This is a genomic window from Alicyclobacillus sp. CIJ1 (assembly GCF_057538885.1).
The window spans coordinates 23,894-48,554 of record NZ_BAAJPH010000134.1 but is presented as its reverse complement, the minus strand read 5'-3'; the positions used below and the strand labels follow the sequence as shown (position 1 = coordinate 48,554).

General features: G+C 62.6%; 22 protein-coding genes. 3 read left to right on the top strand and 19 right to left on the bottom strand.

The window, feature by feature from the left end; genetic code table 11:
- Window positions 1-56: 56 nt before the first annotated feature.
- Both AC27E8_RS11985 and gabT read right to left on the bottom strand, forming a co-directional pair.
- On the bottom strand, window positions 57-1,547 hold the full coding sequence (locus AC27E8_RS11985; protein ID WP_487098980.1) for an aldehyde dehydrogenase family protein: 1,491 nt from the start codon (window positions 1,545-1,547) through the stop codon (window positions 57-59).
- Window positions 1,534-2,856: a 4-aminobutyrate--2-oxoglutarate transaminase gene (gene gabT, locus AC27E8_RS11980; protein ID WP_487098979.1), complete on the bottom strand. Its 1,323-nt coding sequence runs from the start codon at window positions 2,854-2,856 to the stop codon at window positions 1,534-1,536. Before gabT ends, AC27E8_RS11985 begins: the two co-directional genes overlap by 14 nt.
- Window positions 2,857-3,009: 153 nt before the next feature.
- Here gabT and AC27E8_RS11975 point away from each other — a divergent pair, with 153 nt between their 5' ends.
- Window positions 3,010-4,353: a sigma-54 interaction domain-containing protein gene (locus tag AC27E8_RS11975; protein WP_487098978.1), complete on the top strand. Its 1,344-nt coding sequence runs from the start codon at window positions 3,010-3,012 to the stop codon at window positions 4,351-4,353.
- A 125-nt stretch (window positions 4,354-4,478) separates the two neighbouring features.
- Here AC27E8_RS11975 and AC27E8_RS11970 read toward each other — a convergent pair whose 3' ends face one another.
- The gene (locus tag AC27E8_RS11970) at window positions 4,479-5,795 is read right to left on the bottom strand and encodes an ArnT family glycosyltransferase (RefSeq protein WP_487098977.1); all 1,317 of its coding nucleotides are present in this window, start codon (window positions 5,793-5,795) and stop codon (window positions 4,479-4,481) included.
- A 137-nt stretch (window positions 5,796-5,932) separates the two neighbouring features.
- Window positions 5,933-8,578 carry a DEAD/DEAH box helicase gene (locus AC27E8_RS11965; RefSeq protein ID WP_487098976.1) on the bottom strand — a complete coding sequence of 882 codons (2,646 nt, stop codon included), beginning with the start codon at window positions 8,576-8,578 and terminating at the stop codon, window positions 5,933-5,935.
- Window positions 8,579-8,756: 178 nt separating this feature from the next.
- On the opposite strand from AC27E8_RS11965, the gene AC27E8_RS11960 reads away from it, so the two are divergent.
- Together AC27E8_RS11960 and AC27E8_RS11955 are read left to right on the top strand one after the other, a co-directional pair.
- Window positions 8,757-9,542 (top strand): prepilin peptidase, encoded by a 786-nt coding sequence (locus AC27E8_RS11960; protein ID WP_487098975.1) that lies wholly within the window; start codon window positions 8,757-8,759, stop codon window positions 9,540-9,542.
- Window positions 9,543-9,673: 131 nt separating this feature from the next.
- Complete coding sequence (locus AC27E8_RS11955; protein WP_487098974.1) at window positions 9,674-10,714, top strand: type IV pilus twitching motility protein PilT; 1,041 nt, start codon at window positions 9,674-9,676, stop codon at window positions 10,712-10,714.
- A gap of 154 nt (window positions 10,715-10,868) precedes the next feature.
- Here the strand turns inward: AC27E8_RS11955 and AC27E8_RS11950 are convergent, their stop codons facing one another.
- From AC27E8_RS11950 to AC27E8_RS11880, 15 genes are all read right to left on the bottom strand, one after another.
- Window positions 10,869-11,609: an NERD domain-containing protein gene (locus AC27E8_RS11950; protein WP_487098973.1), complete on the bottom strand. Its 741-nt coding sequence runs from the start codon at window positions 11,607-11,609 to the stop codon at window positions 10,869-10,871.
- Between the two features lie 54 nt (window positions 11,610-11,663).
- Window positions 11,664-12,254: a type II secretion system protein GspM gene (gspM, locus tag AC27E8_RS11945; protein WP_487098972.1), complete on the bottom strand. Its 591-nt coding sequence runs from the start codon at window positions 12,252-12,254 to the stop codon at window positions 11,664-11,666.
- On the bottom strand, window positions 12,251-12,856 hold the full coding sequence (locus AC27E8_RS11940) for a PilN domain-containing protein (RefSeq protein WP_487098971.1): 606 nt from the start codon (window positions 12,854-12,856) through the stop codon (window positions 12,251-12,253). The genes gspM and AC27E8_RS11940 overlap by 4 nt, the downstream gene beginning before the upstream one ends.
- Before the next feature lie 3 nt (window positions 12,857-12,859).
- On the bottom strand, window positions 12,860-13,828 hold the full coding sequence (gene pilM, locus AC27E8_RS11935; RefSeq protein ID WP_487098970.1) for a type IV pilus biogenesis protein PilM: 969 nt from the start codon (window positions 13,826-13,828) through the stop codon (window positions 12,860-12,862).
- Between the two features lie 74 nt (window positions 13,829-13,902).
- Complete coding sequence (locus tag AC27E8_RS11930) at window positions 13,903-14,436, bottom strand: hypothetical protein (RefSeq protein WP_487098969.1); 534 nt, start codon at window positions 14,434-14,436, stop codon at window positions 13,903-13,905.
- Between the two features lie 24 nt (window positions 14,437-14,460).
- The gene (locus tag AC27E8_RS11925; protein WP_487098968.1) at window positions 14,461-15,204 is read right to left on the bottom strand and encodes a hypothetical protein; all 744 of its coding nucleotides are present in this window, start codon (window positions 15,202-15,204) and stop codon (window positions 14,461-14,463) included.
- A 1-nt stretch (window position 15,205) separates the two neighbouring features.
- Window positions 15,206-16,066, bottom strand: coding sequence for a type IV pilus modification PilV family protein (locus tag AC27E8_RS11920; RefSeq protein WP_487098967.1), 861 nt, complete (start codon window positions 16,064-16,066; stop codon window positions 15,206-15,208).
- 142 nt (window positions 16,067-16,208) lie between these two features.
- Window positions 16,209-16,733, bottom strand: coding sequence for a type II secretion system protein (locus tag AC27E8_RS11915; protein WP_487098966.1), 525 nt, complete (start codon window positions 16,731-16,733; stop codon window positions 16,209-16,211).
- A gap of 150 nt (window positions 16,734-16,883) precedes the next feature.
- Entirely contained in the window at window positions 16,884-18,122 is a 1,239-nt protein-coding gene (locus AC27E8_RS11910) for a type II secretion system F family protein (protein ID WP_487098965.1), read from the bottom strand.
- Window positions 18,123-18,137: 15 nt separating this feature from the next.
- The gene (locus AC27E8_RS11905; RefSeq protein WP_487098964.1) at window positions 18,138-19,802 is read right to left on the bottom strand and encodes a GspE/PulE family protein; all 1,665 of its coding nucleotides are present in this window, start codon (window positions 19,800-19,802) and stop codon (window positions 18,138-18,140) included.
- Between the two features lie 36 nt (window positions 19,803-19,838).
- Window positions 19,839-20,903 (bottom strand): retroviral-like aspartic protease family protein, encoded by a 1,065-nt coding sequence (locus AC27E8_RS11900; protein WP_487098963.1) that lies wholly within the window; start codon window positions 20,901-20,903, stop codon window positions 19,839-19,841.
- A gap of 79 nt (window positions 20,904-20,982) precedes the next feature.
- Window positions 20,983-22,065, bottom strand: a complete 1,083-nt coding sequence (locus AC27E8_RS11895) for a homoserine dehydrogenase (protein WP_487098962.1) — start codon at window positions 22,063-22,065, stop codon at window positions 20,983-20,985.
- A gap of 151 nt (window positions 22,066-22,216) precedes the next feature.
- The gene (panD, locus tag AC27E8_RS11890; RefSeq protein ID WP_487098961.1) at window positions 22,217-22,624 is read right to left on the bottom strand and encodes an aspartate 1-decarboxylase; all 408 of its coding nucleotides are present in this window, start codon (window positions 22,622-22,624) and stop codon (window positions 22,217-22,219) included.
- Between the two features lie 117 nt (window positions 22,625-22,741).
- Window positions 22,742-23,362: a tetratricopeptide repeat protein gene (locus tag AC27E8_RS11885; protein WP_487098960.1), complete on the bottom strand. Its 621-nt coding sequence runs from the start codon at window positions 23,360-23,362 to the stop codon at window positions 22,742-22,744.
- A 124-nt stretch (window positions 23,363-23,486) separates the two neighbouring features.
- On the bottom strand, window positions 23,487-24,446 hold the full coding sequence (locus AC27E8_RS11880; RefSeq protein WP_014463280.1) for an MTP-1 family protein: 960 nt from the start codon (window positions 24,444-24,446) through the stop codon (window positions 23,487-23,489).
- Window positions 24,447-24,661 lie beyond the last annotated feature (215 nt).

Here is a 24,661-nt window from a genome sequence, read left to right as displayed (position 1 = left end):
GCAAAAGAACGCGAGGGCGCATCGCCGGAACACGGTGGTGCGCCCATCTCGTCTCGTCAGTTGTTGTCGATCTGCGCGCGCTGCAGTCGACCGCTGTAGTCGACGTACACGGTCTTCCATTCCGTGAAGACGTCGAGGGCGGCCTGGCCGGAATCTCGGTGTCCGTTTCCGGTGGCCTTGGTGCCGCCGAACGGCAGGTGAATTTCGGCTCCCGTCGTGCCCGCGTTGACGTAGACGATGCCGGTGTCGAGATCGCGCATCGCGCGAAACACGCGGTTGACGTCGCGCGTGAAGATGCTGGCCGAGAGCCCGTACTTCACGCCGTTGTTGACGCGAATGGCCTCCTCGAACGAGTCCACGGCCATCACGCAGAGCACCGGGCCAAAGATCTCCTCCTGCGCGATGCGCATGTCGGGGCGGACGCCCGCGAACACGGTCGGCGCATAGTAAAAGCCACGTGCCAGCGGCCCCTCCGTCAGCCTGCGGCCGCCGGTCAAGAGCCGCGCGCCTTCGTCGACGCCGAGCCGCACGTACCCATCGATCTTCGCGAGCGCTTCCTCGTGGATGACGGGGCCAACCTGGATGGCCGGATCCAGCCCGTCGCCGACGCGGAGCGCCTGCACGCGCGGGAGCAGGCGAGCGAGCAACGCTTCCTCCACCTCTCGCTCCACAATCACGCGGCTCGCTGCGGTGCACCGCTGGCCGCTCGTGCCGTAGGCGCTCCAGACGATGGCGTCCACGGCGAGGTCCAGATCTGCGTCGGCGAGCACCGTGATGGCGTTTTTGCCGCCCATCTCGAGCGACACGCGCTTCAGATTCGCGCCCGCGCGGCTCGCGATGTGCCGCCCGGTCTCGGTCGATCCGGTGAAGGAGATGACGTCGATGCCAGGGTGATGGAGCATCGCCTCGCCGACCACCGGGCCGTCGCCGAACACGACGTTCAGCACCCCCGCGGGCAGCCCGGCCTCCTGATACACCTCGGCAAACGCCCGCGCGAGAAGCGGCGTCTCCTCCGCGGGCTTCCACACCACGGCGTTGCCGGCGACAATGGCTGGGAGCGACTTCCACGACGCGATGGCGATGGGAAAGTTCCACGGCGTGATGATCCCCACCACGCCCACCGGCGCGCGCACGCTCATGGCGAACTTGTCCGGCAGTTCCGAGGGCGTGGTCTGGCCGAAGAGCCTCCTCCCCTCGCCCGCCATGTAATCGGCCATGTCGATGGCCTCCTGCACCTCGCCGCGCGCCTCCTCGATGACCTTGCCCATCTCCATCGTCAGCGTCCGCGCGAGTTCCTCCTTGCGATCCCGCAATAGATCCGCGACGCGCCGCAGCACCTTCGCGCGCTCCGGTGCGGGCACGAGGCGCCACGCGGCCTGCGCCTCGCGGGCCGCCCGCACGGCGTCGTCGAGATCGTCCGGGCCCGATCTCGCCCACACCCCGAGCACCTCGCCGTTTGCGGGGTTGACGTTGTCCCCGTACTGCCCCGTCTTCGGCTCGCACCACCTGCCGCCGATGAAGTTCAGACAAGGGTCAAACCGATGCATGCGCCTCACGCTCCTTCACCTCGCGGACCACCGCCGCGAAAATCTCCAGCCCTTCGTCCAGCACGTCCCAGGGGATGTTGAGCGGACAGAGGAAGCGAATCGCGTTGTTGTACACGCCGCACTTCATGAGCAGAAGCCCCCGCTCCATCGCGAGGCGCAGGATCTGCGCCACCATGCCCGGGTGCGGCTCCATCGTGGCGCGATGGTGCACAAACTCCACGGCGAGCATGGCGCCGCGCCCGCGCACGTCGCCGATGAACGGGCACTCGCTCATGAGATCGAGGAGCTTCGCCCGGATGCGCGCGCCGACCTCCTCGGCCCGCGCCACGAGCCCCTCCTCCTCCATCACGTCGAGCACCGCGAGCCCCGCGCTCGCAGCCACCGGGTTGCCGACGTAGGTGCCGCCGAGCGTGTTCTCGGCTGGCGCGTCCATGATCTCGGCCCGGCCGAACACGGCGGAAAGCGGCAGTCCGGCCGCAATGGACTTGCCGCACGTCATGAGATCCGGCACCACGCCCTCGTGCTCCATGGCGAAAAACCGCCCCGTGCGCCCATAGCCGGTTTGGATCTCGTCCGCGACGAGCAGGATCCCGTGCTTATCGCAAAATTCGCGCAGAAGTGGGAAGAACCCTTCCACCGGCACGATGTACCCGCCCTCGCCCTGGATAGGCTCCGCGATGACGCACGCGATTTGGGCCGGATCGAACCACGTCACCGCGGCGCGCTCGAGAAACCGCCGGAACTCGTCGAGACGCGGCCCGTGCGTCGCGCTCGGGTACGGGAGCCGGTACACCTCCGGCGCGTACGGGCCGTAGTGGGCCTTGTACGGGTGAAGCTTGCTCGTGAGGCTCATGGCCATGTACGTCCGCCCGTGGAAGGCACCGTCAAACGCGATCACGCCCGGCCTCCCCGTCGCCCACCTCGCGATCTTCACGGCGTTCTCCACGGCCTCGGCACCGGAGTTGAAGAAGAGGCCCTTCGCGTTCGGGATGCGGGTCTTCGGCGCCAGGCGCTTGGCCAGCTCGATGAGCGGTGTGTACGGGAACATCGTGTAGTCCGTGTGCGTGAACCGCCTTGCCTGTTCGATCACGGCCGCCACCACCTTCGGGTGGCTGTGTCCGACGTTCAGGCAGCCGACGCCGCCCACGAAGTCGATGTACCGGTTGCCGTCGAGATCGAAGAGCAGGCTTCCTTCAGCTCTGGCGATCATCGCGGGCAAAAACGGGCGATACGCGCGCGCCAGGTACGCCTCCGCGTCCTGCAGATGGGGTGCGCTCGCCCGTCCAGGGAGCGTCTTCACGTCGGCCATCGTGCACCGCCTCCTTCAAGGAATCTGCCTCAAGATACGAGCAAGCGCCGTGCCAGGTGCCGGGCCGCGCCAGAACAGTGTATGATGATTCTGACGGCGCAAAATCGGCGCGCAAAACCGCAAAACGGAGACAGGCGGCGAGGAGGCGAACGCATGGAACCGAGCGTGGTGGCGGACGTCTGGAAGCTGTATCAGGAGATCCTCGAATTCGCGCCGGTCGGCGTACACGCGGTTGATCGCGACGGGCGGACGCGCGTGTACAACCGCGTGATGGGCGAGATCGACGGGTATCGGCCGGACGAGGTGCTGGAGAAAAACGTGTTTGAGCTGTACGAGCTCAACGAGGAGACGAGCACGCTGTGGCGGGCGCTGAAGACCGGCCATCCGGTGCAGATTGACGAGCAGGTCTACGTGGCGCGCAACGGGCGGCGGGTGGTGACCCAGAATCGCACCAAGCCCGTCGTCGTTGCGGGGGAGATCATCGGCGCCATAGAGATTGCGGTGCCGCGCGAGACTGCACAGGAAGCGGCAGACGCGCGCGTCAGGCGCCGATACTCGTTCGCGGACATCCTGGGCGAGAGCCGAGCCATGCGGCAGGCGCTCGATCTCGCCGAGCGCGCGGCGCGGACGGACCTGCCGGTGCTCCTCGTGGGCGAGACGGGCACGGGCAAGGAGTTGTTCGCCCAGGCCATTCACGAGGCGAGCGCGCGCAAACACGGCCCGTTTTTGGCGCAAAACTGCGCAGCGTGGCCGGAAGGGCTCGCGGAGAGCGTGCTCTTTGGCACGAGGCGAGGCGGGTTCACGGGCGCTGTGGACCGCGCGGGGGTCCTCGAGCTCGCAAGTGGTGGCACACTGTTCCTCGACGAGGTCCATGCCATGTCCCCCGCCGTGCAGGCAAAGCTGTTGCGCGCACTGCAAGACGGCGAAATCTGGCCGATTGGCGCGAGGCGATCCGTCCAGACAGACGCGCGCGTCGTGGCCGCCATGAACGTGCCGCCAAGGGAGGCGATGGCGCGTGGGCTCCTGCGCCCGGATCTCCTGTACCGCATCGGCGCGATCGCCATCCACCTGCCGCCGCTTCGGGAAAGGCCTGAGGACATCCCGCTTTTGGCCCGGGCCTTCTTGCGCAAGTATGGGGAAGGGCGCGACGCGCGGCTCACGAGCGGCGCTTTGGCTTTCTTGACGAGTCACGACTGGCCAGGGAACGTGCGCGAACTCGAGCAGACCGTCCGATCCGCCCTGGCCCTCTGGCCCGAAGCCGTGGAAATCTCGGCCGCGATGCTTCGATCCGCACACCCGCTCCTCGCCGAAGGCGCCCCGCAAGAAGGCGCGCACGCGGCGCGCGCCGAACGCCCCTCCGACGACGCCATTCGCCGGGCGTACGAAGCGGCCTCCGGCAACCTCACCCGCGCGGCGCGATCGCTTGGCATCAGCCGTCAGCGCATGCAGTACCACGCGCGGCGCCTTGGGTTACGCTCCGCTTGGCAAGACACGTGACCCAGATGCGCCGCCTCCCATAACGCCACCTCGTCCGGAAAGATGCGGCGCACCCGTCGGGCGCGCTGGCTGCTCGCCATTCGGGCGCGCGGCCGGCTGCCTGCCGCAGAACGCCAGAGCGTGGGTCAGCGAGCGGCGCGGCGGCGCGATCGCCCACGCCCTGACTTGGCACGCCCGCGTTTGCGCTCCTCGCCCACGATGGCGCGCAGAAGCGCCCACACGGCCAAGGGCACGCCCGAAAACATCAGCCAGTCGATAGGCACGTTGTACCGCTCGAACGCGAAGAAGAACGAGAACAAGGCCGTGTAATAGAGCAACGTGAGCCAGACGAGCAAGAGCTCGCGCCGCCGCCCGCGGGCAAACACCATCGCGACCAAGTGGCCGGCGATGGACGCATCCACGACCCACGTCTGCAGCCCGCGAAGGGAAGCCTCGGTGATGCCGAAGATGGGGATAGGCAAGTAGGCGCGCAGCCAGAGAATCTGCGGCTTCAGCCAGAGATAGGTCGTCCAGAAGGAGGACGGATTGGTCTTCAACCATTCGCCCATGCGCTTGAACGCAATCTGCTTCTGCAGGTGAAACCACGTCAACTCGTGCATCGACTGCGGCCGCAGGCTCGGATACTCGCGCAGCAACTGGTGCTCGATGGCGCCCTCGTTGCTTGGAGGCGGATAGCCGTACCCCTCAAAAGTGCCGAGGAGAAGCGGGTTCCAGCTGTCGTCGGTGAAGAGGATCCATCGGTGAAACACCATCTCGTTCCGGATCCACCAAGGCGCCATGAAGATGAGCCCGACCACGACGGCCGCCCCGAGATGTCGCCAGAAGAGCGGACGGGGATAGCCCTTCATCAGGAAGTATATGAGGGCGAGGACAATCCAGAGCGCGACATTCGGGCGCACATAGATGGCGAGCATGAACAGGACGGCGAGCCCAAGCACGTCCCGCAGCCGCCTGGACTCCGCGACTTTGAACGTGAAATCGAACAACCAGGCGAAGGCCGCCATGAAAAGCGGCTCCGTGAGAAAGAGCGTGTCCACCAGCACTTCAGGCGGGTACAGCGCGATGGCCGCGGCGACCACGGCACCGACCCAGGGCCGGCTGATCCGGCTCACCGCGCGGTAGATGCCCGCGATGCCGAGCGTCGCAATGAGGGTGAACACGATTTTCCCTGCATACAGACCGACGGTCCCCGTCCCAAACACCCAGAGGATCCCGGCCAACAAAAGCGTGATCCCGGGCATCATGTGCACCGTCGGCGCGTCCGGCGTGTAATACGAAAAGGTGCCCTTTTGCAGGAGCCACAGTGCACTTCGGTAGTAACCTTCGTCGTCGCTGTGAATCGTGAGATGCGGTCCATACACGAAGATGGTCACAAGGCGTGGCGCGAGCGCGAGCAGCCACAACCACGCTGGCGCACCGAGCCATGTCCGTCCGATTCGCATGGTGATAACTCCTGTGCCCGTGATGAATTTGACCCCGGCTCACCGCGTTTCGGCACAGCGAGCCTCGAAAGCTAGTCTATCACACCTCCCGTGCGATAGGGCGGCAGGCGCCCGCGCATAGCCTTGCGCGTCCGGCGTCACCGATTGCCTTCAGGAGAAACCTCGACGACCTCGCCGCGCTCGATGTCGTAGAAGCCCCACCGCGACTCTCCGGGCATCTCGGCCACCAGATGCACGGGGAGCTGAATCTCGCACGACTGGTGCGACGTGTCGTCCGGGTACCTGCCGCGGTAGTGAAGGCCCGACGGCTTGAAAAACACGGCGTCGACGAGAAATCGGCGGCCCTCCAGTTCCACGTAGCCGACGCTGCCCGGAAGAATGACCCGCACGCGCGACTCGCCCTCGCTCGCCGGGGCCGCCTCTGCCTCGCTACCCACGGAGACGAGCGGCTCGCGCAACGAGGAGACCCACGCCTTGGCGATGGGCCTGAGGTCGGGATCGATCTCATTCCAGAAGCGCGCATGCAAAAATGCCTCCATCTGCTCAGCCACCCGCGGCAACACGCCGGGCTCCAGGATGCGCGCCGCGAGGTGCAGGCTGCCGTAGACGCGATCGTAGAGCGTGAGGAGGCGGGCGTCCTGTGGCAGCGATGGGTTTCGCGCGCCGCTCACGCGCGCAATGCCTACGGCGACGTCCTGGGTGTCGAAGGGAACGACGAAGGCGTACGCCTCCAACAGAAGGGACATGAGCGCGTTCAGGGCGTCGTGATCGCGCAGGTCGGGGTGGAAGAAGGACACGCCGTGGGTCACATATCGGCGCTGGAACAGCGGCATGTCGAACTGGACGCCGCGCAGATCGGGATCATTGTGGATAGGGTAATCGAATCGGTGGGGTGTCCTGCCGCGATACTCGACGAAGCCGGTGACCATCTCGTGCACTAAAAGATCGCTCGCGACGATGAAACCGGTGCCCGCCTGATACACGGCCGTGCCGGGGCGGTCGATCTGCGGCGAAATGCGCGGCGGGATGGCGCTCGGCTTGGTGTGGTACCGTTTCTCAGGCCGCACGACAATCTTTCCCGACGGATGATACACGCGCATGACGCGATAGCAACGGCCCATGTAGCGGTAGATGGCGCCGGGATACGCCTCGCGCATCACCTGGGACATCGAGAGGTCCCCAAGCTTGTCCAACTCGTTTGCCGCCTGCAGCTCGACCGTGAACCGCCGCTCCATGTCGCGCAGGAGATACGTGCGGTGCGGGCTGTCGCCTGCCTCAATGCGCATGGTCTCAAACTCGGGAGGGATCTGGCCGGATCGCTCAGCCAAGCACAATTCAGCGAAGCCATCCGGCCACTCCACCGCTTCAGAGAGCTGAAACGCGTCCGGATCGCCCGGGCGGCGGTTCAGGGCGAGATCGTGCTCACCGCCGATCCCGGCGAGGCACATGGCGTGGATGTACTGCGCCCGACGGTGATCAAGGTACAGGACGGCCTCGGTGAGCGGTCGCTCCCAGAGGAACGACGGATTCGCGAGCACCGCGTCGTCGAGGGCCGTTTGGGCGTGTAGGATGACCACGTGACCTGGCCCACGGCGCCCGACGCGGCCAATACGCTGCAGAAGGCTTGTCTGCGACTGTGGGACGCCAACGAGCACGGCGACGTCGAGATTCGGGATGTCCATGCCGAGCTCGAGCGCACTCGTGCTCACGACGCCCCGCAGCGCGCCGGATGTCAGTCCGCGTTGAATGGCTTGGCGATCCGCCTCCTCATACCCGGACCGATACGGCAGGATTCCGATATGCTCCAGTTCCCGCAAGTTCCGGCCCAACGCCTCATCCTCGTCGGGCTCGTCCTCGTCCTGGCGCTGTAAGATGGAGCCGATGATCTCGACCCGCTGGCGGCTGTCGAGAAACGCGATGGCGCGGCTCCCCTGGCCCGCGATGTGGCGAAGGAGAAGTGCCACCGCCTGCAGCAAATCGCCGCCCGCAGGAAGGGCCACAAACTCCACGCCCGTCGGATGACGCAGCGAGGTGTCGTCTTCTGTTCCAACGACGAAGAACCTCCGCCCAAACAATTTCGCGACGTGCTCTTCCGGCTTCGCGATGGTGGCCGACGCGCACACGATGCGAAACGCCCCGCCCAGCACGTCCGCCACGTGCGCCAGGCGCCGAAATAAAAAGGCGCTGTTCGTCCCCATGACGCCCGAATACGTGTGCACCTCGTCGACCAGAACCAGTCGAAGGTGCGTCAGAAACGTGCGCACGGCCGCCGAGGAGAGTGTCGGCAACAGCCACGTATGCACCACGTCCGGCGTCATGACAATGACGTCGCTCTCGCGCAACAGGGACTCCCGTTCCGTCATCGGCACCCCGCCGTCGATGAGACAGACCTTCCAGTCCGCTCCAGCCGCCGCGATGGCCTGCCGCCATCGATCGGCCTGCTCCCGCCCCAGCGCGCGCGTGGGATACATCGCAAGCACGCGCGCCTTGTACCGTTTCGCCATGGTGTCGATCCCGGCCGCGAAAAACAGCGCGCTCTTGCCGGAGGCCGTGCCGGTCGCGAGGCACACGTTCTCCCCTTGGCACGCCGCGCGGATGGCCTTCACCTGATGCCGATACAGCCCTCGAGGATAGATGGCCTCAAGGTACCGGCGCGCCTCCGGGGCAACGTCCGCCGCGAGCGACGAGATCGGCTCATACCCGGCCTCTCGCGGGGGCAGCGTCCACTCGTACAAGCGCGCAAACCCATGCTTCTCATAAAAGGTTTGTAAGTCCACAACCATCCCTCCGCCTCGCTCGTCCTCTTCAACATACCAAGTTGGGCGAAGTTGTCATGGTAGGAACGCACAAAAGCTTGTCCATTTGCGTCGACTCAGCAGGAATTTGGGCGAGGAAAAGCGTATTGGTTTGTATCACCAGACGCGCACAGGTCAGCCAGAGGTGCCACAAGGGAGTTTCGGAATGGCGCAGGAATCCGCAACCCACGAGATTTTGATTGCACTGGCCTTCATCTACGGACTCATCTTCGGATCGTTCGCAAACGTCGTGGGCTATCGGCTCCCGCGCGGGGAGAGCGTGGTCTGGCCGGGATCGCACTGCCCAAACTGTGGCCGGGACCTTGCGGCTTGGGAACTGGTTCCGGTTCTGTCGTGGCTGGTGCTTCGCGGGCGCTGCCGCACGTGCAAGGCGCCCATCTCGTGGCGATACCCGGCCATCGAGCTCGCCACGGGTGTGGCCTACGCGCTCTCCGCCGCTAACGAGACCAGCAACCATGCCCAGCTCGCGGTCTGGTGGACGTTCTGGCTGTACCTCGCGTCGGCCGTCGCGTGCGATCTCACGTCGCTCACCCTGCCGGACGTCCTGACGCTCCCGGCGGGAGCCGTCTTGTTCTTGGGGAGCGGCCTGACCGGCATTCGCACGTGGCTCATGGCGGCCGCGGGTGCCGCGGTGGGGTACGTCATCGTAGCGGCCATTCACTTTGTGACGGGCGGAAAGATGGGCATGGGCGATGCCAAACTGAACCTCGGCATCGGGGCAATGCTCGGGCCGGGTTACATGGTCATGGCCTTCGTGCTCGCCGCCATCTACGGTGTACTCGCCGCACTGCCCCTGCGGCTCGCAGGGCGCGTCAAACCCCAGCAGCCCATCCCGTTTGCGCCGTTTCTGGCGCTGGCCGCGGCCACATGCGCGTTTGTGGGACCGGACCTGTGGCATGGGTACGCGCGCCTGACGGGGCTCGGGCCGTGACACCTGCGCTGCGGGAAGATGCGGCCATGCAACGCTCACGCCAATGGCGATGCAGGGTACCACGCTTCAACCCGCCGCGCCGCGACACCCAGGTGAGTGGCGACGTCGCCGATTCAAGGAGGGGTTCAAGGGTGCAAATCGACGAGATCTTAGCCTTGGCGAAAGAGAAAGAAGCTTCAGACGTTCATCTCTCAGCGGGTGCGCCGGTCACCTATCGCGTGCACGGTGATCTCGAGCCGATGGGTGCCAAGCTCATGCCTATCGATCTCGAGACCTTCGCTCGCCAAATGCTCTCGGAGGATCGCTGGCAGCGCTTCATGGAGGCGGGCGAGATCGACTTTTCCTACAGCATTCCGGGTGTGGCGCGTTTCCGCGTGAACGCGTATCGGCAGCGGGGCTCCATCAGCATCGCGGCACGGCTCATCCCACAGCGCATCCCGACGATGGAAGAACTCGGACTGCCAAGCGTGCTCAAATCGTTGATGAACCGACCCTTCGGGCTGGTCCTCGTCACAGGCCCGACTGGGAGCGGCAAGAGCACCACGCTCGCGGCGGTACTTGACGCCATCAACCAGACCCAGCGCAAGCACATCATCACCTTGGAGGACCCGATTGAGTACTTGCACACGCACAAGCTGTCGATCATCGACCAGCGCGAGATTGGCCAGGACACGTCGGGCTTTGCGCCCGCGCTGCGCGCGGCACTCCGCCAGGACCCGGACATCCTGCTCGTCGGCGAGATGCGCGATCTCGAGACCATCGCGACGGCCATCACGGCGTCCGAGACGGGCCACCTCGTGTTTGCCACGCTGCACACGTCGGACGCGGTGCAGACGGTGGAGCGCATCATTGACGTATTTCCCCCGGAGCAGCAGGGGCAGATCCGCATCCAGCTCGCGGGCGTTTTGGCGGGCGTCGTCTCGCAGCGCCTGCATCGCACGCGCGACGGTCGCGGGCGCGTGGCCTCGTTCGAGGTGCTCGTGAACACGCCCGCGGTGGCCAACCTCATCCGCAGCGGCAAGACACACCAGATTGGCGCCATGATGCAGACGGGCCGCCAGTTCGGCATGATCACCATGGAGATGAGCATTCGGGAGTTGGTGCAGCAAGGGAAGATCTCGCCAGCCATCCTGCGGCAATGGCAGCCTGCGCAACTCACGCAGCAGTCGTGACCCGTGACCGGGCGGCGGGCCGAATCCACGAGAAATCCCCGCTGACGAGGACCAGCGGGGATTTCTCGTGGATGGGCGCAGCAGGGACGGAGCAGAGGGCCCAAACGCCGAGTCGCGCGGGTTCGCACCCGCAGTTTCGCGGGGAGAAGCCCAGTCACACCGACCGCGTGAAGCGGCAACGAGGATAGTTCGAGCACCCGTAAAAATCGCCGCGCTTTCCTTTGCGGATCGTTAAATCGCCGCCGCAGCGCGGGCAGACGTTGGCGGCCAGTTGCCGTTTCATCTCGCGAATGCCCTTGATGTGTTCCTGGCGAGCCTTGTCGCCTTTGATGTCAACGGATTGCAATCGCTCCACGACCAGATTCACAGTCTCTTCCGGGATGATCTTCTCCCGATGCGCGCGGATGGCCTTAGCCAGATGGCGAAAATGCACAACTTCGGCCTTCTGCGATTCGACATCAAGCCGCGCCTTGTCATTGAAGGCGACAATGGAGCGGAACGCGCTGCGCGGCACTTCGGGCACCGCGTGAGCCAGCGCGCGAATGTGTCCCTCGTTTTGGACCACAGGGCTCAGAAAGCGGTGTTTGGTACGCCGATTCAGGACCTGCGTCCATTCCTTCCATTCATCTTTCCCCACGATGATGCCTTGATAGTTTTTGGTCTCGATCACGAAGACGCCGTAAGGCGAGACGACGACGTGATCGATCTGCGTCCGCTTGCCGTCCTCGCGCGGCACGAGCAGGTTGTGCAGCGCACGATATTCACCCTGGGGCAAAGATGAGAGCCGTCTCCGAATGATGCTTTCACCCGCGTAGCCAATGAACTGCGGGTTGCGCAGAAGATAGGCCATGAGGACGATGAGAGCAAACAGAACAATGCCAAATGCCGTGAACAAACAGGCGCCTCCTCTCGTATCCTTCCCCAGCCCACGGTCTGCGGCCGATGATGGTCAGCCGTTGCGGTAGTAGGCCGTGAGCGTAAAGTTCGCCGTGACGCCGCTCGCGGTCCCCACGGCGCTCTGCAACTGCACCGTCATCAGGCGCGGCGCTGTGGCGAGATCGGCGAAGAACGCCTCGAGGTCCGAGGTGCTGCCTGTGGCCGAAATGGTGTACTGAAGGCTCGGAAGCGCCCCACCTTGCACCTGGGACGAACTCGTCGCGCTTCCCGATCCCGACGGCATCGTCGGCGACGCCCCTGTCGATCCCGTCCCCTGACCCAGTTCCACCGAAACGAGCGTCACTTTGTCCTTCTGCGCAATCTCATTGATGACCTCGAGCGCGTTCGCCTCGTGTGGGCCGATAGGGACACGGGAGAGCACGTTCTTGCCCTGCTGTTCCACCTGTTGTTGCCGCGCATGGACTTGACCCAGAGATGCGAGCGTCTGCTCCAAAGACGACCGCTCCTGCGCCAAGTTGGACAGTTGATCAAGAGCCGGTCGTACGCCAATCAGGTACACCAGCAACAGCACCACCACGACGCCGAGCACGAGCAGGATAGACTTGTCCCGCTGCGAGAGCGATCTCGACAGGGTCAGCTTCAAGGGGCCCCACCTCCTGACTTCAGAACCACCGTCAGCGTGTAATCGTAGCGATAATTGGATCCGCTTGCTCCCGCGACGATGGCGTGCCCCAGCGCCATCTGGCTGGAGCCCGGCACATTGGAGCCACTGCCCTGCAGAGCCGCTGCCGTAAAGGACGCACTTAACGTGAACGGTTCACGCGAAACCGCCGCTTCGAACGCCGCCACGCTGGCAACGCTGTTGGTGCGCCCGGCGAGCGTCAGGGTGGTGCCGGCCTGCTGCATCGAGTCGACTGTGGTGGAAGGAGAGAGATCATGCGCGAGATCTTTCAGAATCACGTCGTACCGCACACTCGACTGGACGATCTGCCGCGCCGCCGTCTCCTCTTCCGCGGATTGGCTCGTCGAGACGGATTGCGTCTGCGCCTGCAAAAGCTGAACCTGCTGCTGGAGCTGATTCAGAGATGCCGCCGACCGCGCCACCGCGAGATGAGACACCACAATTGCGGCGATACACACGACAGCCACACCACTTCCTATGACCATCCACGGCCATCGGCCGCGCACCGGCGTGCGCATGCGGACGGATCGGCTTACTGGTTTTGGCATGAGGTTGATGTCCATAGGTCACACTCCCCGGAGCGCAAGGCCTATGGCCGCTGCGTAGTCCGCAAGATCGGGCATGCGATGCGCTTCCGGCCCGATTTCGCAGTTGCGCCGAATCATTTCCGCCAGCGGTAAGACTTCGCACGGCATCCCGATGCGTTCCTCGAGAGCCTGTAAGTGTTCGGACGCGTCCACGTCGCGCGGCAACGTGACGAAAACCCGCTCAAATCCCGCCTCGCGCTGATTCAACGTGTACATAAAGAAGTTCAGCGTGCGCTCGATCTCGACGTCAAACTGACTCACATAGTCGAAGGCTGGAACGTCGGACGTGGGCGCAAGTGCGACCGGAACTTGGCGCGTGAGATAAAGCAAACCATCGTGAAAGACGTGCAGGTCCACGGTATCCTCGCTGGTCTCCAACAACAGAAAGTTCTGGGGCAGGTCCGGACGAAAGCGCCGAATCAAGCGATACAGTGCTAGCGCGTGAATGTCGATGGTCTTCGGACGCATACCGACAGCTCGAAACCCCTGGATGACATCGTTGACGCGCGATTTGTCCGCTGCGACGAGCAGCACGCTGACGCTGTCCGCCTCGTCCTCGGGAGGTTCACACAGCACATAATCGTACGCAGCTTCGTCAAATGGCAAATGGATGTTGTGCTGAATCTGAAGCTCGATAGCACTTTGGAGCTCTTTCTCGCCCACTGCCGGAAGCGTGAGCTGTCGGATCACGGTAAACCGCGAAGGCAGGGCGACGTGGACCGTCAGCTTCTTACGCCGATTGGCGTCAAACGCGTGCGACAAGATAGGCGCCAGCGCGAACGTTGGATACGGATCGCGCACCGTTTGGGAGAGATCCCAAGGCGCCGTTTCGAGCCGCGACACGCGGAGAGGTCTGCCAGGTTCCACCTCAGCGATGCGCAGACCTGCGTCGCAGATCTCCACACCAACCGAGGTAGAACGCGATGAGGTGGTGAGACGAAGCGGCATCCCTTTACCCCTTCCATTCTTGAAGATGGGCGCTTTCTTCTATAGTGGAGAGCATCTTGTATCAGTTCATTTCGTCAATCCGGAGTAATTTGCAAAACCCACTGGAATGTTGGCAGAATATTGATAGTGACATTTAGTGCGTACGTTACGTTATAGTACGCAGAATACCCGCCCTGCAGGGATTGTACCTGAATCACGGCGTGTGGGAGAAAATTGAAATTATTCAACTGATCCTGCCCTAGAGGATATTGTTGGTTCCAAGATACTTGGTAGGTATATACAACAGAAGCCAGCATCTGCTGATTTTGCAGCGCAGGAAACACCTGCTGCTGTAGTACATTCTTCAAATCGTCGATTGAAGGTATGGTCGAAATCCTAGCCTGTTGGGCTGCTAATTGCATCGCCTGAAGCGCTGCCTGATCGAACGCCGCCTGAGACTGAGATTCGTTGCGTTCATCCCATATTTGGCCTAGCCCACCCATTCGAAGCGCATAGCGGCTCCAAATAAGTGCGGTACTCACGAGTGACGCCAGAATCACTACGTAGACCAGTGACCAAATAAGAGAAAAGCCGCGTTCGGATCTTACAGCTCTCATAAGAGGCAACATCAACCCTCCCCCTCGTCACAACACTCATCCTTGATTCATATCGTGGTAACCGGCTGTCACAGCGTAAGTGGATATTTGACCGTTCGGTGCCTTGTAAGCGGCGGATATCCTCAAAATAAATCCATGGATCACTTCTCCACTCGACACCGACGAATTGGCGATAGCTGAATTTCCATAGAAGAGCTGCGTGAATATTTGAGACCAAGTGGCGTTTGACATATTTGTAGTATTGGAAGCCGATGTTGCCAGATTGGGCAAGTACCATTGCACATTCACATTTTGGGCAAGAGGTTGATTACCGAAATTCGGCATTATGCTTGGCTGCTTAGCTGCCCCTCCATAGATGTTCCAGAGCTGATTAGGTTGCTGAACGAAGTCAAAGACATAGAAACATGTTGCGTTCGCAACGCCAGAAGAAACATTTCCGGAAGAAATAGTTGTTGTATTGACGAGCCATGGTTGACTTGAACTCACGACGTTCCCAACGGTCGTACCACCGCGAAACAGCCAAATGGATATATTGCCTCGTGTATATTGAATCTGCATGTATGAGGCAGACTGTGTCATTTCTGTCAACGCATGAGTGATCGTCAAAACGCTCTCCATGGCCTGATTGGCCCCCGTAATGCGCTGTGACCGTAGAGCCACCTGCCAGATGGTCCCCACGAGTGCCGTACCAACGATAGCCGTGATTAGAATCGCCACCAGCGTTTCAAGCAAAGTGAGGCCACACGCTGGATCTTTTCCTCGAAACGATTGCCATCGCACGCTATCCCACCACCGGAACCGTGACGCTCGCCGTGGCCCCGTGTGGGCTTTGAACCGTCACGGTATAGTTCCACTCGCCTGGCATAAAACTGCTATTTGGGTACACGCGTTGCGCATTGACGGTGCATGTATACCCATCCATTAGCGTGTACGGTTGATTCCACATCTTACCTCCTCTTGCCAACGCCAACACGAATTCGGTATAAGTCATGGTACCGTTGATGCTTCCCGGTGACGATTCGGAGGACAGACTGGCTGGAGAAGGCACATATAAGACAGCATCCTGCGGTGGCGGATTGTCACCCAACGAATCACCTGGCACTACGACTTCAAAAGGCACAAGCGCTTGCTGAAGAATGCTCTGCTGAATAATAGTTATCTGCCCCTGTTGTGTCCATGCTTGGATCTTTTGGCCCCACTGGGTACTTGGCCAGTTAATGATATTTTCTACAATATTTAGTAAATCGAAGCTGCTCAAGGAACCTTGCTGCGATATGTCGTTTAAAAGGCTCGAATACACGCTAGAGACTACCTGTTGAAACATCGGTTGTGATGAAAACAATTGTGAAATCATGCTTCCCCACTTCAAAGGGGACGCGATCTGCACAATGGGTGCAAACACGCTAATCTGTGCATTCGGATCCCTGTCGCGTATCTCCTCCGCAATCGTCGTTGCAAGCCCCAACGCCTTCGAATACTCGGCCTCTTTCAGCTGTCCCGCCTGCACGGACTCCACCGCAAAAAGCGCAGCTGTTCCCGCCATCACAATGATGACCACGCTCGCCAACACTTCAATCAACGTGAAGCCCTTGAACCGCGTCCTCCAGCCACGACCGTTGTTGTCAAGCTTGCACGTGCGCACCTTCAGTCCCTCCAACGCCCCACACCCCCGTGTAACTGGGGGACTGAACCCCATAGTTGTCGGGCCGCATCTACACAGAAAGCCCCCGCGCGGGGAGCTTTCTAAATAAAACCGATGTCTCCTGTATATATATATCAGATTTTTATTGGATAGCGACGTACCACGTCTGCATCGTTCCGTTCGTACTGTTGGGATACGTGAAGGTGACATACGGACCCGAGTAGTTCGTCGGAAGGCCATTGACTATAGAGAAGTTTCCCGTTTGCGACTGTGGATTCGGAATGCTCGTGATGTAACCCGTGCCACTGCCGCTGAAACTACCGTTCAAGAGATATGAATACACTGACGTGTTATTTGTACCATTACTGATTTGTGCCGTATTGTTGCCGATAATGGGACCAGGCGCGGAAATGTATAAGCTGCCCTGGTTCGTCGAGTTCGACTGATAATCATACTCCGCACGCTGCAGCGCATCCGCAATTAACTGTTCGTTCGACTTATCCGTGTTCACGCGTGCCTTCTGAATCTGCGCCAGCACAATCGGCACGCCGACCGCCGCGAGAATCGCCAGGATGACGACGACGGCGAGCATTTCGATCAGCGTCACGCCGCGCTGATCCCGGAGCTTTTGTTTCACATTCGAAATCTTCATTCTCATCTGACCCATCAGAACTCCCCTTCCCCTCTGCTCGACTAAGTACGAGCCTACGTGTCGAATGAGGACCTTTGATGGCACCTATTATACTGGCAGGAAGTGCACTTGTACATGCATTCTAGTCAATTTGGCCACATTTTTCGTAGACACCGGCGCGAGCTGTCACGAGACGCCGTACGACCCGAGGTTGTTGTACAGCGAGAACATGGGCAACAGCACCGACAACGCGATGATGCCCACCACGCCGGACAGCACCGTCGTCAACAGCGGCTCGAGCAGTTGCCGGAGTCGCTCCACCATCACCTCCAGCTCGGACTCGTAGAACGTCGCCACGCGTGCCAGCATATCGTCGAGATGGCCCGTGGTCTCGCCGACGCGCACCATCTGCACCATGAGCGGCGTGAACGCGCCCGCCCTTTGCAGCGCTTCGGACAGCGCGCCCCCCTCTCCCAGGGTGTCGCGCGCCTGCCGCAGGCTCACGCGGACATACCGGTTGCTCACCGCGTCGGCCGCGAGCGACATTGCGGTCAGCGCCGGCAGAGCCGCGTGAAACAGCATCGCCAGCGTGCGCGACGCCTGCGCCATGGCCCGATAGCGCATCAGCTTTCCGAAGATGGGAATGTGCAAAAGCAGGCGATCTCGCCAGTATCGGCTTTCGCCATGGCGACTGACGAAAATCCACGCGCCTATCAACAGCACCACCAAGAGGAGCGCCACGTACCAGAATCGCTTCACCGCGTCCGCGGAAAACAACACAATGCGCGTCGGAAGCGGCAGCGTCACGTGCATCGAGGCGAACACCGACACAAACGACGGAATCACATTGATCATCAAAAACCCGGCCACCAGCACCGACATCACCGAGACGAGCGCCGGGTACATGAGCGCGGACTTGATCTTCGACACGGTCTCGCGCTGGCCCTCCTCAAATCTTGCCGTGGACTCCAGCACTTCCTCGAGCGAACCGCTCGCCTCGCCCGCGCGGACCATCTGAACGAACATGGGAGGGAACACCTTCGGGTACTCCGCCAAGCTCTCCCAAAGCGCGGTTCCGCCCTCGACCTTCGCAGCCACCTCGGCCACCGCCTTCTTCAGCGGCCCCTTTTTGAGTTGCTCCTCCAAGACCTGAAGCGCTGGCACAAGAGGCACGCCGGCCCGAACGAGCGTCGCGAATTGCCGGCAGAAAGGGACGAAATCCTCGGATTTGACCTTCGGCTCGAGAAAGCTCAGTTTGATTTCGCGGTTCCAGAGATCCGACTTTTCACTCATCGCCTTGAGCCCGACCACAAACAGGCCGCGCTCCGCAAGCGCGCGAATGGCGTCCGCCTCCGAATCCGCTTCAATCTTTCCCCGCTCACGCCGGTTGGGGCGCGCAATGGCCTCATACCGGTACACGCTCACCTCGTCTCACCCCCTTCACGTCGCAGCCGTCACGCGCAGCACTTCCTGCACCGTCGTCTTGCCTTGCAGCGCCTTTTCCAACCCGTCCTGGAACATGGTCCGCATGCCGCGCTCCTTCGCCGCTCGCAGGTAGTCCTCGGTCGATCTCGACGTCAAAATGAGTCGCGCGATGTCGTCGTCCACTTCCAGCACTTCCTGCACAGCCATGCGGCCCTTGTACCCCGTATTGCCGCAGGCGGCGCAGCCGCGACCCTCGACCAGCCGATCCGCAGAAAAACCGTTTTGCTCGAGAAGCTCCTGCTCGAGCGGAGTCGCCGGGCGCTCATGCTTGCAGCGCGGACACACGAGTCGCACCAGGCGCTGCGCCACCACGCCCGTCACGCCGGACGCCATCATATAGGCCGGCACGCCCATGTCGATGAGCCGGTTGATGGCACTCGCCGCGTCGTTCGTGTGCAGCGTCGACAGGACGCGGTGGCCCGTGAGCGCGGCGCGCATGGCGATCTCGGCCGTCTCGTTGTCCCGGATCTCGCCCACCATGATGATGTCGGGATCCTGGCGGAGGATAGCGCGCAGGCCGCGCGCAAACGTGAGCCCAGCGGCCGGGTTGACCTGGACCTGATTCACGCCCTCGAGTTGATACTCGATGGGATCCTCGATGGTGATGACGTTCACTTCCGGCGTCGCCAGCCGCTTTAGCGCCGCGTACAGCGTCGACGTCTTGCCCGATCCCGTCGGCCCAGTGATGAGCACGGCGCCGTAGGGCTTCGTGATCATGCGCTCGAACGCCGCCCGATTCGCAGGCGAAAAGCCGAGCTCGTCCAGGCTGAACGCGCGCTTGGCGAGATCGAACACGCGGAGCACAACCTTCTCGCCGTGCGCGGTGGGCATGGTAGAGACGCGCACGTCGACCTTGCGCCCGCCCTCCGCAAACTCAAACCTCCCGTCCTGCGGCAGCCGCTGTTCCGCGATGTTGAGGCGGGCCAAGATCTTCACGCGCGCCACGAGGCCGCTCTGAAGATTGCGAGGAATCACGCGCTCCGTGCGGAGAAAGCCGTCCACGCGGAAGCGAAGCAGCACCCCGTCCGCCTGCGGATCCAGGTGCACGTCGGACGCGCCGGCGTCCGATGCCTCAATGAGGATCTGGTTGAGCGCGCGAACGACGGGCGAGTCGGCGCGGTTCTCGGGTTCAGGCTCCGCGCGCTGCGGCGCGGCTTCAGCCACGGACCTCACCGCCGTCTCGAACACCTCGTTCCCTCGATAGTGGCGCGAGATGGCAGCCTGGATGTCTTGCCGCGTCGCGATGGCGGGCACGATGACGAGGTTGGTCGACCGGCGCAGATCGTCGATGGCGTAGTAGTCGAGCGGATCGGCCATCGCGACGTACAGGCGATTCCCGCTCTTTCGATACGGAATCAGAACATACGTCTCCGCGAGGCGTTCGGGCACAAGCTTCAACACCTCGGGATCGATCTTCATATTCGCCAGGATGACGTGGGGGATCCCGAGCTGAAACTCAAGGACTTCCACGAGCTGCTGCTCGGTGATGTAGCCGTTGTTGATGAGAATGTCCCCGAGCCGAGCGCCGGTCTCCCGCTGCTCCGCGAGTGCCATCTCCAACTGCTCCGGCGCGAGCATGCCCGACTCCACGAGCAACTCACCCATTCGCTTTCGCGCCAACGCTGTCACCTCCACATGCGCCGCTGGCCGACGTCCTCACTTCATGATGTACAAGGCACTCTGCGTCTGGGAGATCAAGAGATCATACCCATTTTGTTGGAAGAACCCGTATCCCAAAAGCGGAACCCCGGTCCAGCTCGGATCCACGATGCAGGGGATGTCCGGAAAGACGTGACCGCCGATGCTCAGCGTCACCTTGCTCATGTACGCCTCATCCGTCCCGCCGATCCCGCCGACCTCTATGGTGCCGAGATTCGGCAGATGGAGCTGGGCGGCAAGCGACCCGCCGAGAAGCGTTTCATACGCGCCCGTGTCCAACTGGAACGTGATGGATTCCCCCCCGCTCGAGGCCTGCAGGAACACGCCGTTCTGATAGAAGCTCACCGGCGTGGAGGCCACGAGATGCTCCGAGCTGAGCGAGGGTGGAGACTGCGAGGCGGGGCCACTGGCGTTGCCCGACGTTCCATTCGTCTTTTGCGCCTGGAACGGCACGGGTACGGTCTGACGCACCACGCCGCCCGACGGCGTCTTCCACGAGACGGTCACATAGACCGTTTCGGCCGTCGAGTCGGTCAATCCACCCTGCCACGTGCCCGAGCTATCCGTGGTGACGTGGATGGCAGACGCGCCGGAGGACGGTTCCAGTTGGCTGAAGCCTGTACTCGAAATGGTGATGGCCTGCCCCGGCACGGCGTTGTCTCCGTCCACGGTCTCCACGTTCAACACCGCTACGCTGCCCGCCACCGCCTGCGAGGTCTGAATCAAAACTGCGTAGCTATGCTTGACCGGCTGGCTGACCAACTCAAAACCCCCGCCCTTGAGCGGAATGGCACGGACCGACGGGGCGAGCGCCGACCAAGGCACGTACGTCTTCCCGTAATAGATGACCCCCTGCACGTTGCGACCCGTGAGCGCGATGCTGCCGTTGCCGAGATCGACGTACGGCGTGCCGAAGGCGTTGAACGCGGCTTCCTCGACGTACGTATCGTTGCCGACGCGAATGGCATCGTACAGCTTTCCGTGGATAATCACGCGCACGTGTCCAGGCGCGACTTTGACGTGCGGCACGCTCGAAGACGGGCGCGCCGCGGCCTGCGCCATGGGAGCCGCCAGTGGTGCGCATGCGAGAGCAAACGATGCGAGGCTTGCGAGCCAAGAGCGACGAGAGATCATAGTTCGCCTACCTTCTGGATGAATTCACTCGCCACTCTAATTCGTCCTCGACGCCTGCGTTTCCTGCATGCGGCACCTCGACCAGTTGGACCACGTCCTCCAGCACCGCGCTCGCGGTCGGGAGCGCGCCGGCGCCGGGGCCAGTGAGCGTCACGGTGCCCACCACGTCGCCCGTGATGGCGAGCGCATTTTCGACCCCGTCGATGCCAAACAGCGGATCGGACGGGGGGAGAGATTCGACGCGGACGAACACCTCCACCACGCCGTCCTCACGCCAGCGGGCGGTGGCGACGTGCTTCAGCTTCTCCCCGCGCGATCTCGCCCGCAGAACATCGTCCGGACGAAGATGCGAAATGCCTTCCCGCGGCGCCGCGAGGTAGGCCGCCGGCCACGCGTTTGGCGGCCGCTTCCCCAACGCCGGAGCGAAGACCTCATTCCTGAGCGGCTCGGTGTCGACGCCGAGCACCTGGAGAAGCACCTGAAGTTTGAAGAACGCGTCGTGGCCTTCCACGTCCGACGTGGGATCGGGTTCGGCGTAGCCGAGCGCCTGCGCTTCGGCGAGCGCGTCCGCGAAGCTCGCGCCCTCGTGCGTCATGCGGGTGAGGATGTAGTTGCTCGTCCCGTTCACGATGCCACGCAGGGCCGTGACGCGATTGACGCGGAAGTAGGTCTGCAGCGTGTGAATGGCGGGCACCCCACCGAGCACGCTCGCCTCGTATCGAAGCGCCACGCCCTGGTCCCGCGCCAGCGCCCGGAGTTCCGGGCCGTGCGCCGCCATGAGCGCCTTGTTCGCGGTCACCACGGGCTTGCCTGCGCGGATCGCCGTGCGGACCACCTCGTGCGCCACGTCGACGCCGCCCATCACCTCAATCACGACATCCACGTCGTCGGCAAGGCAGACGGATCGCCAGTCGTCCGTCAGCTTCTCCCGCGGCACATAGGAAGGCCGCGGGCGCGACAGGTGCTTGACGGCGATGCGCACAGGCTCCACCTGCATGTCCCCAATGACACCGCCGCGATCGCTCAACACGCGGAGCACACCGCTTCCCACCACACCGCAACCGATGAGACCCAGTCGAACGCGTTTCAATCTATCTCTCGCCGCCTTTCCATTGTGAGGAGTATCTCAGGCGCTTGCCATCCCCATTGGCGGGGAAGGCGCCCCCCTGCATCAGGGAGAACGCCGCCGATATAGCAAAAGGGCACCCTTTCGGATGCCCTTCCTGAACAACGAAGCCGCGTTACACGCGCGCTGTGGCGTGTTCGATGCGCTTGTTCTCTTCGGCCTCGGAGGCGAGGGCCTCGACGGGCCGATTGTCGGCGTCCACCACCACGACGGTCGGGCGGTGACGTCGGACCTCCTCCTCGCTGTAGGCCGCGTACGAAATGATGATGACCAAATCGCCCGGCTCGGCCAGCCTCGCCGCTGCGCCGTTCAAGCCGATCACGCCCGAGCCGCGGTCACCAGGGATCACATACGTCTCAAACCGCGCGCCCGTGTGGATGTTGACCACCTGGACCTTCTCGTTCTCGACGAGATCGGCAGCTTCCATGAGGTCTTCATCGATGGTGATGCTGCCGACATAGTGCAGGTTGGTCTGTGTCACGGTAGCGCGGTGGATCTTGGACTTCATCAGCGTGCGAAACATCGAACCCCCTCCATTCCCGCGGGGCTTTCGCAGCAGAGCGGAGTCGTCAGACGCCTCCTCCGACATGTTACGCGTTCGCGCGGCGCGAGGCAAGCCGAAATGGAAGGCTCGTCCGCGTCACTTGGACGCCTTCTGCGAGCCGTTCAACTGCGCGAGCGTCGACTGGATATCCGCATAGGCCGCGTCCTTCTTGCTGACGTTCTTCAGGCCCTGTTCCAGCGTCTGCTTCGCGAGGCTGGTCTCCTTGAGCGTGAGGTACGCCTGCGCCAGTTGCCAGTAGGCCCAGCCGTACGACGGATCCACCTGAATGGACTTCTGGTAGTACGGAATCGCTTCCTTCGGCTGATTCTCGCGCTCGCGGTACATATTGCCGAGCGCGGTCAGCGCCAGACCAGACTTGGGATTCGCCTGCGCGGCGCGCTTGAAGTACTGAATGGCGAGCGCCGTGTTGCCGTTTGCGGACGCGCTCTCCGCCGCATTCAGCTGCGCCTCAAAATTGGACGGCTCCTTGTTCGCAATGGCCGTGAGCCGCTTCAGGTTGGCGCTGCCCACCACACTCGGGGGCGCCACCACGAGGTTGTTGTGCCCCTGCTGGACCACCGTGGTGTTGCTCTTCGCCGCGGGAGTTTGCGCGGCCGTGTTCGCCGAATTCGTCGTATTGTTGGCTGTGCCGCACCCTGCTACCAGGCCCACCATCAGTGCGGCACACCCAGCAGATACAACAAGCTTGCGGTTCATCCAATCTCCTCCCAAGGTCCCGACTTCTTGGCCATTGTACCACATCTGCCGACACACAGCAGGACAAGTTGAAGCGAGCCCCTACCAGACTCTGCACGTGCCTGTGAGGCGCGACGCCGAGGCGTCACGCCTCCATTTCCAGCGCATATCGCACCTGGGCGGCGAACGGATCGGGAATCAACAGGCGCTGCGCTTCGGCGTCCGACACACCGGCGTACAGATGCGCCGTGCCGTCCTCATACCGAACGAGGCCCCCGCTGAACACCACATCGGCCAGCTCCGGCCGTTTCGCATCGCCCAACAGAAAGTCGCTCCGCTCGGCGATGACCCGCACCGGTGTGACAATTTCCTCATCAAGATGCAGGGAAAAACACATCGCCTTGTAATGCAGCGACCCGTCCTCTGACCGATACGCGATGTGCCCCAGCACGCCGACAGTGCGCTCGTCCAGGAGCTGCGCCTCGTTGACGCCGCCCCACTCGCCCGGGTGGAAGCGATCCGGCAAACACTCGGCCTTCAGAATCGAGTCGGGCGACAGATCGTCGAGCGAGGACAGGATGGTCCAGCCGATTTGCGCCTGACCGCCGTACCGACTGCCGTTGGGCCGTGTGAACACGCCCACTCGCCCGTCCGGCAATTCGACGAGCCGAATGTCCTTCATCCACTGCGGCCCCACGGCAAAGAGCCGGAGATCGCCCACCGACTTGCCGCGGTAGAACACGGTTCGGTATTCGATCTCGTAGTTGTGGAACGGATTCGTCCAGATCTCGACGCCCCCGAACACCAACTCACCGTGGATGCGCGCGTGAAACGGATCCTGAAGCCCGCGGAAGGTCCGCAACTCTTCAGCCCGCGACCACACGCCGTCTGGAGCCTCGTGAAAAAAGATGACTTCGGAAAACTCACTATCGCGTGGCTCCACGCGAGCCGGGATGATGGCCCGACCTTCATCGATCAGTGGCGCCGCGATGTTGTACACGTCGCGCCCGTCGACGCCGCGAAAGCGAATCTTCTCAGCTCGGAACACCTGACGATGCTGCCGATACTCCTGTGCAAGCCACTCACATGGCTTCGCGGCACTCATAGATTTCACCGTTGGGCACTCCCTTGATGTAGTACACATTGTATGCAAAGCGACGCCGCCATCGCGCGCGAAATGAGAAGCGCCCACGCCAGCGGCTTGTACGAAAGACGCCTGCGTGCGCGAGAAAGTTTCCCTTTCGCCCACACGGGCTCGCGCGGCGCGCAATCTTTCGACGCGATCAGCCCCAGCATACTGGCTTTGACCCACGGATTCAA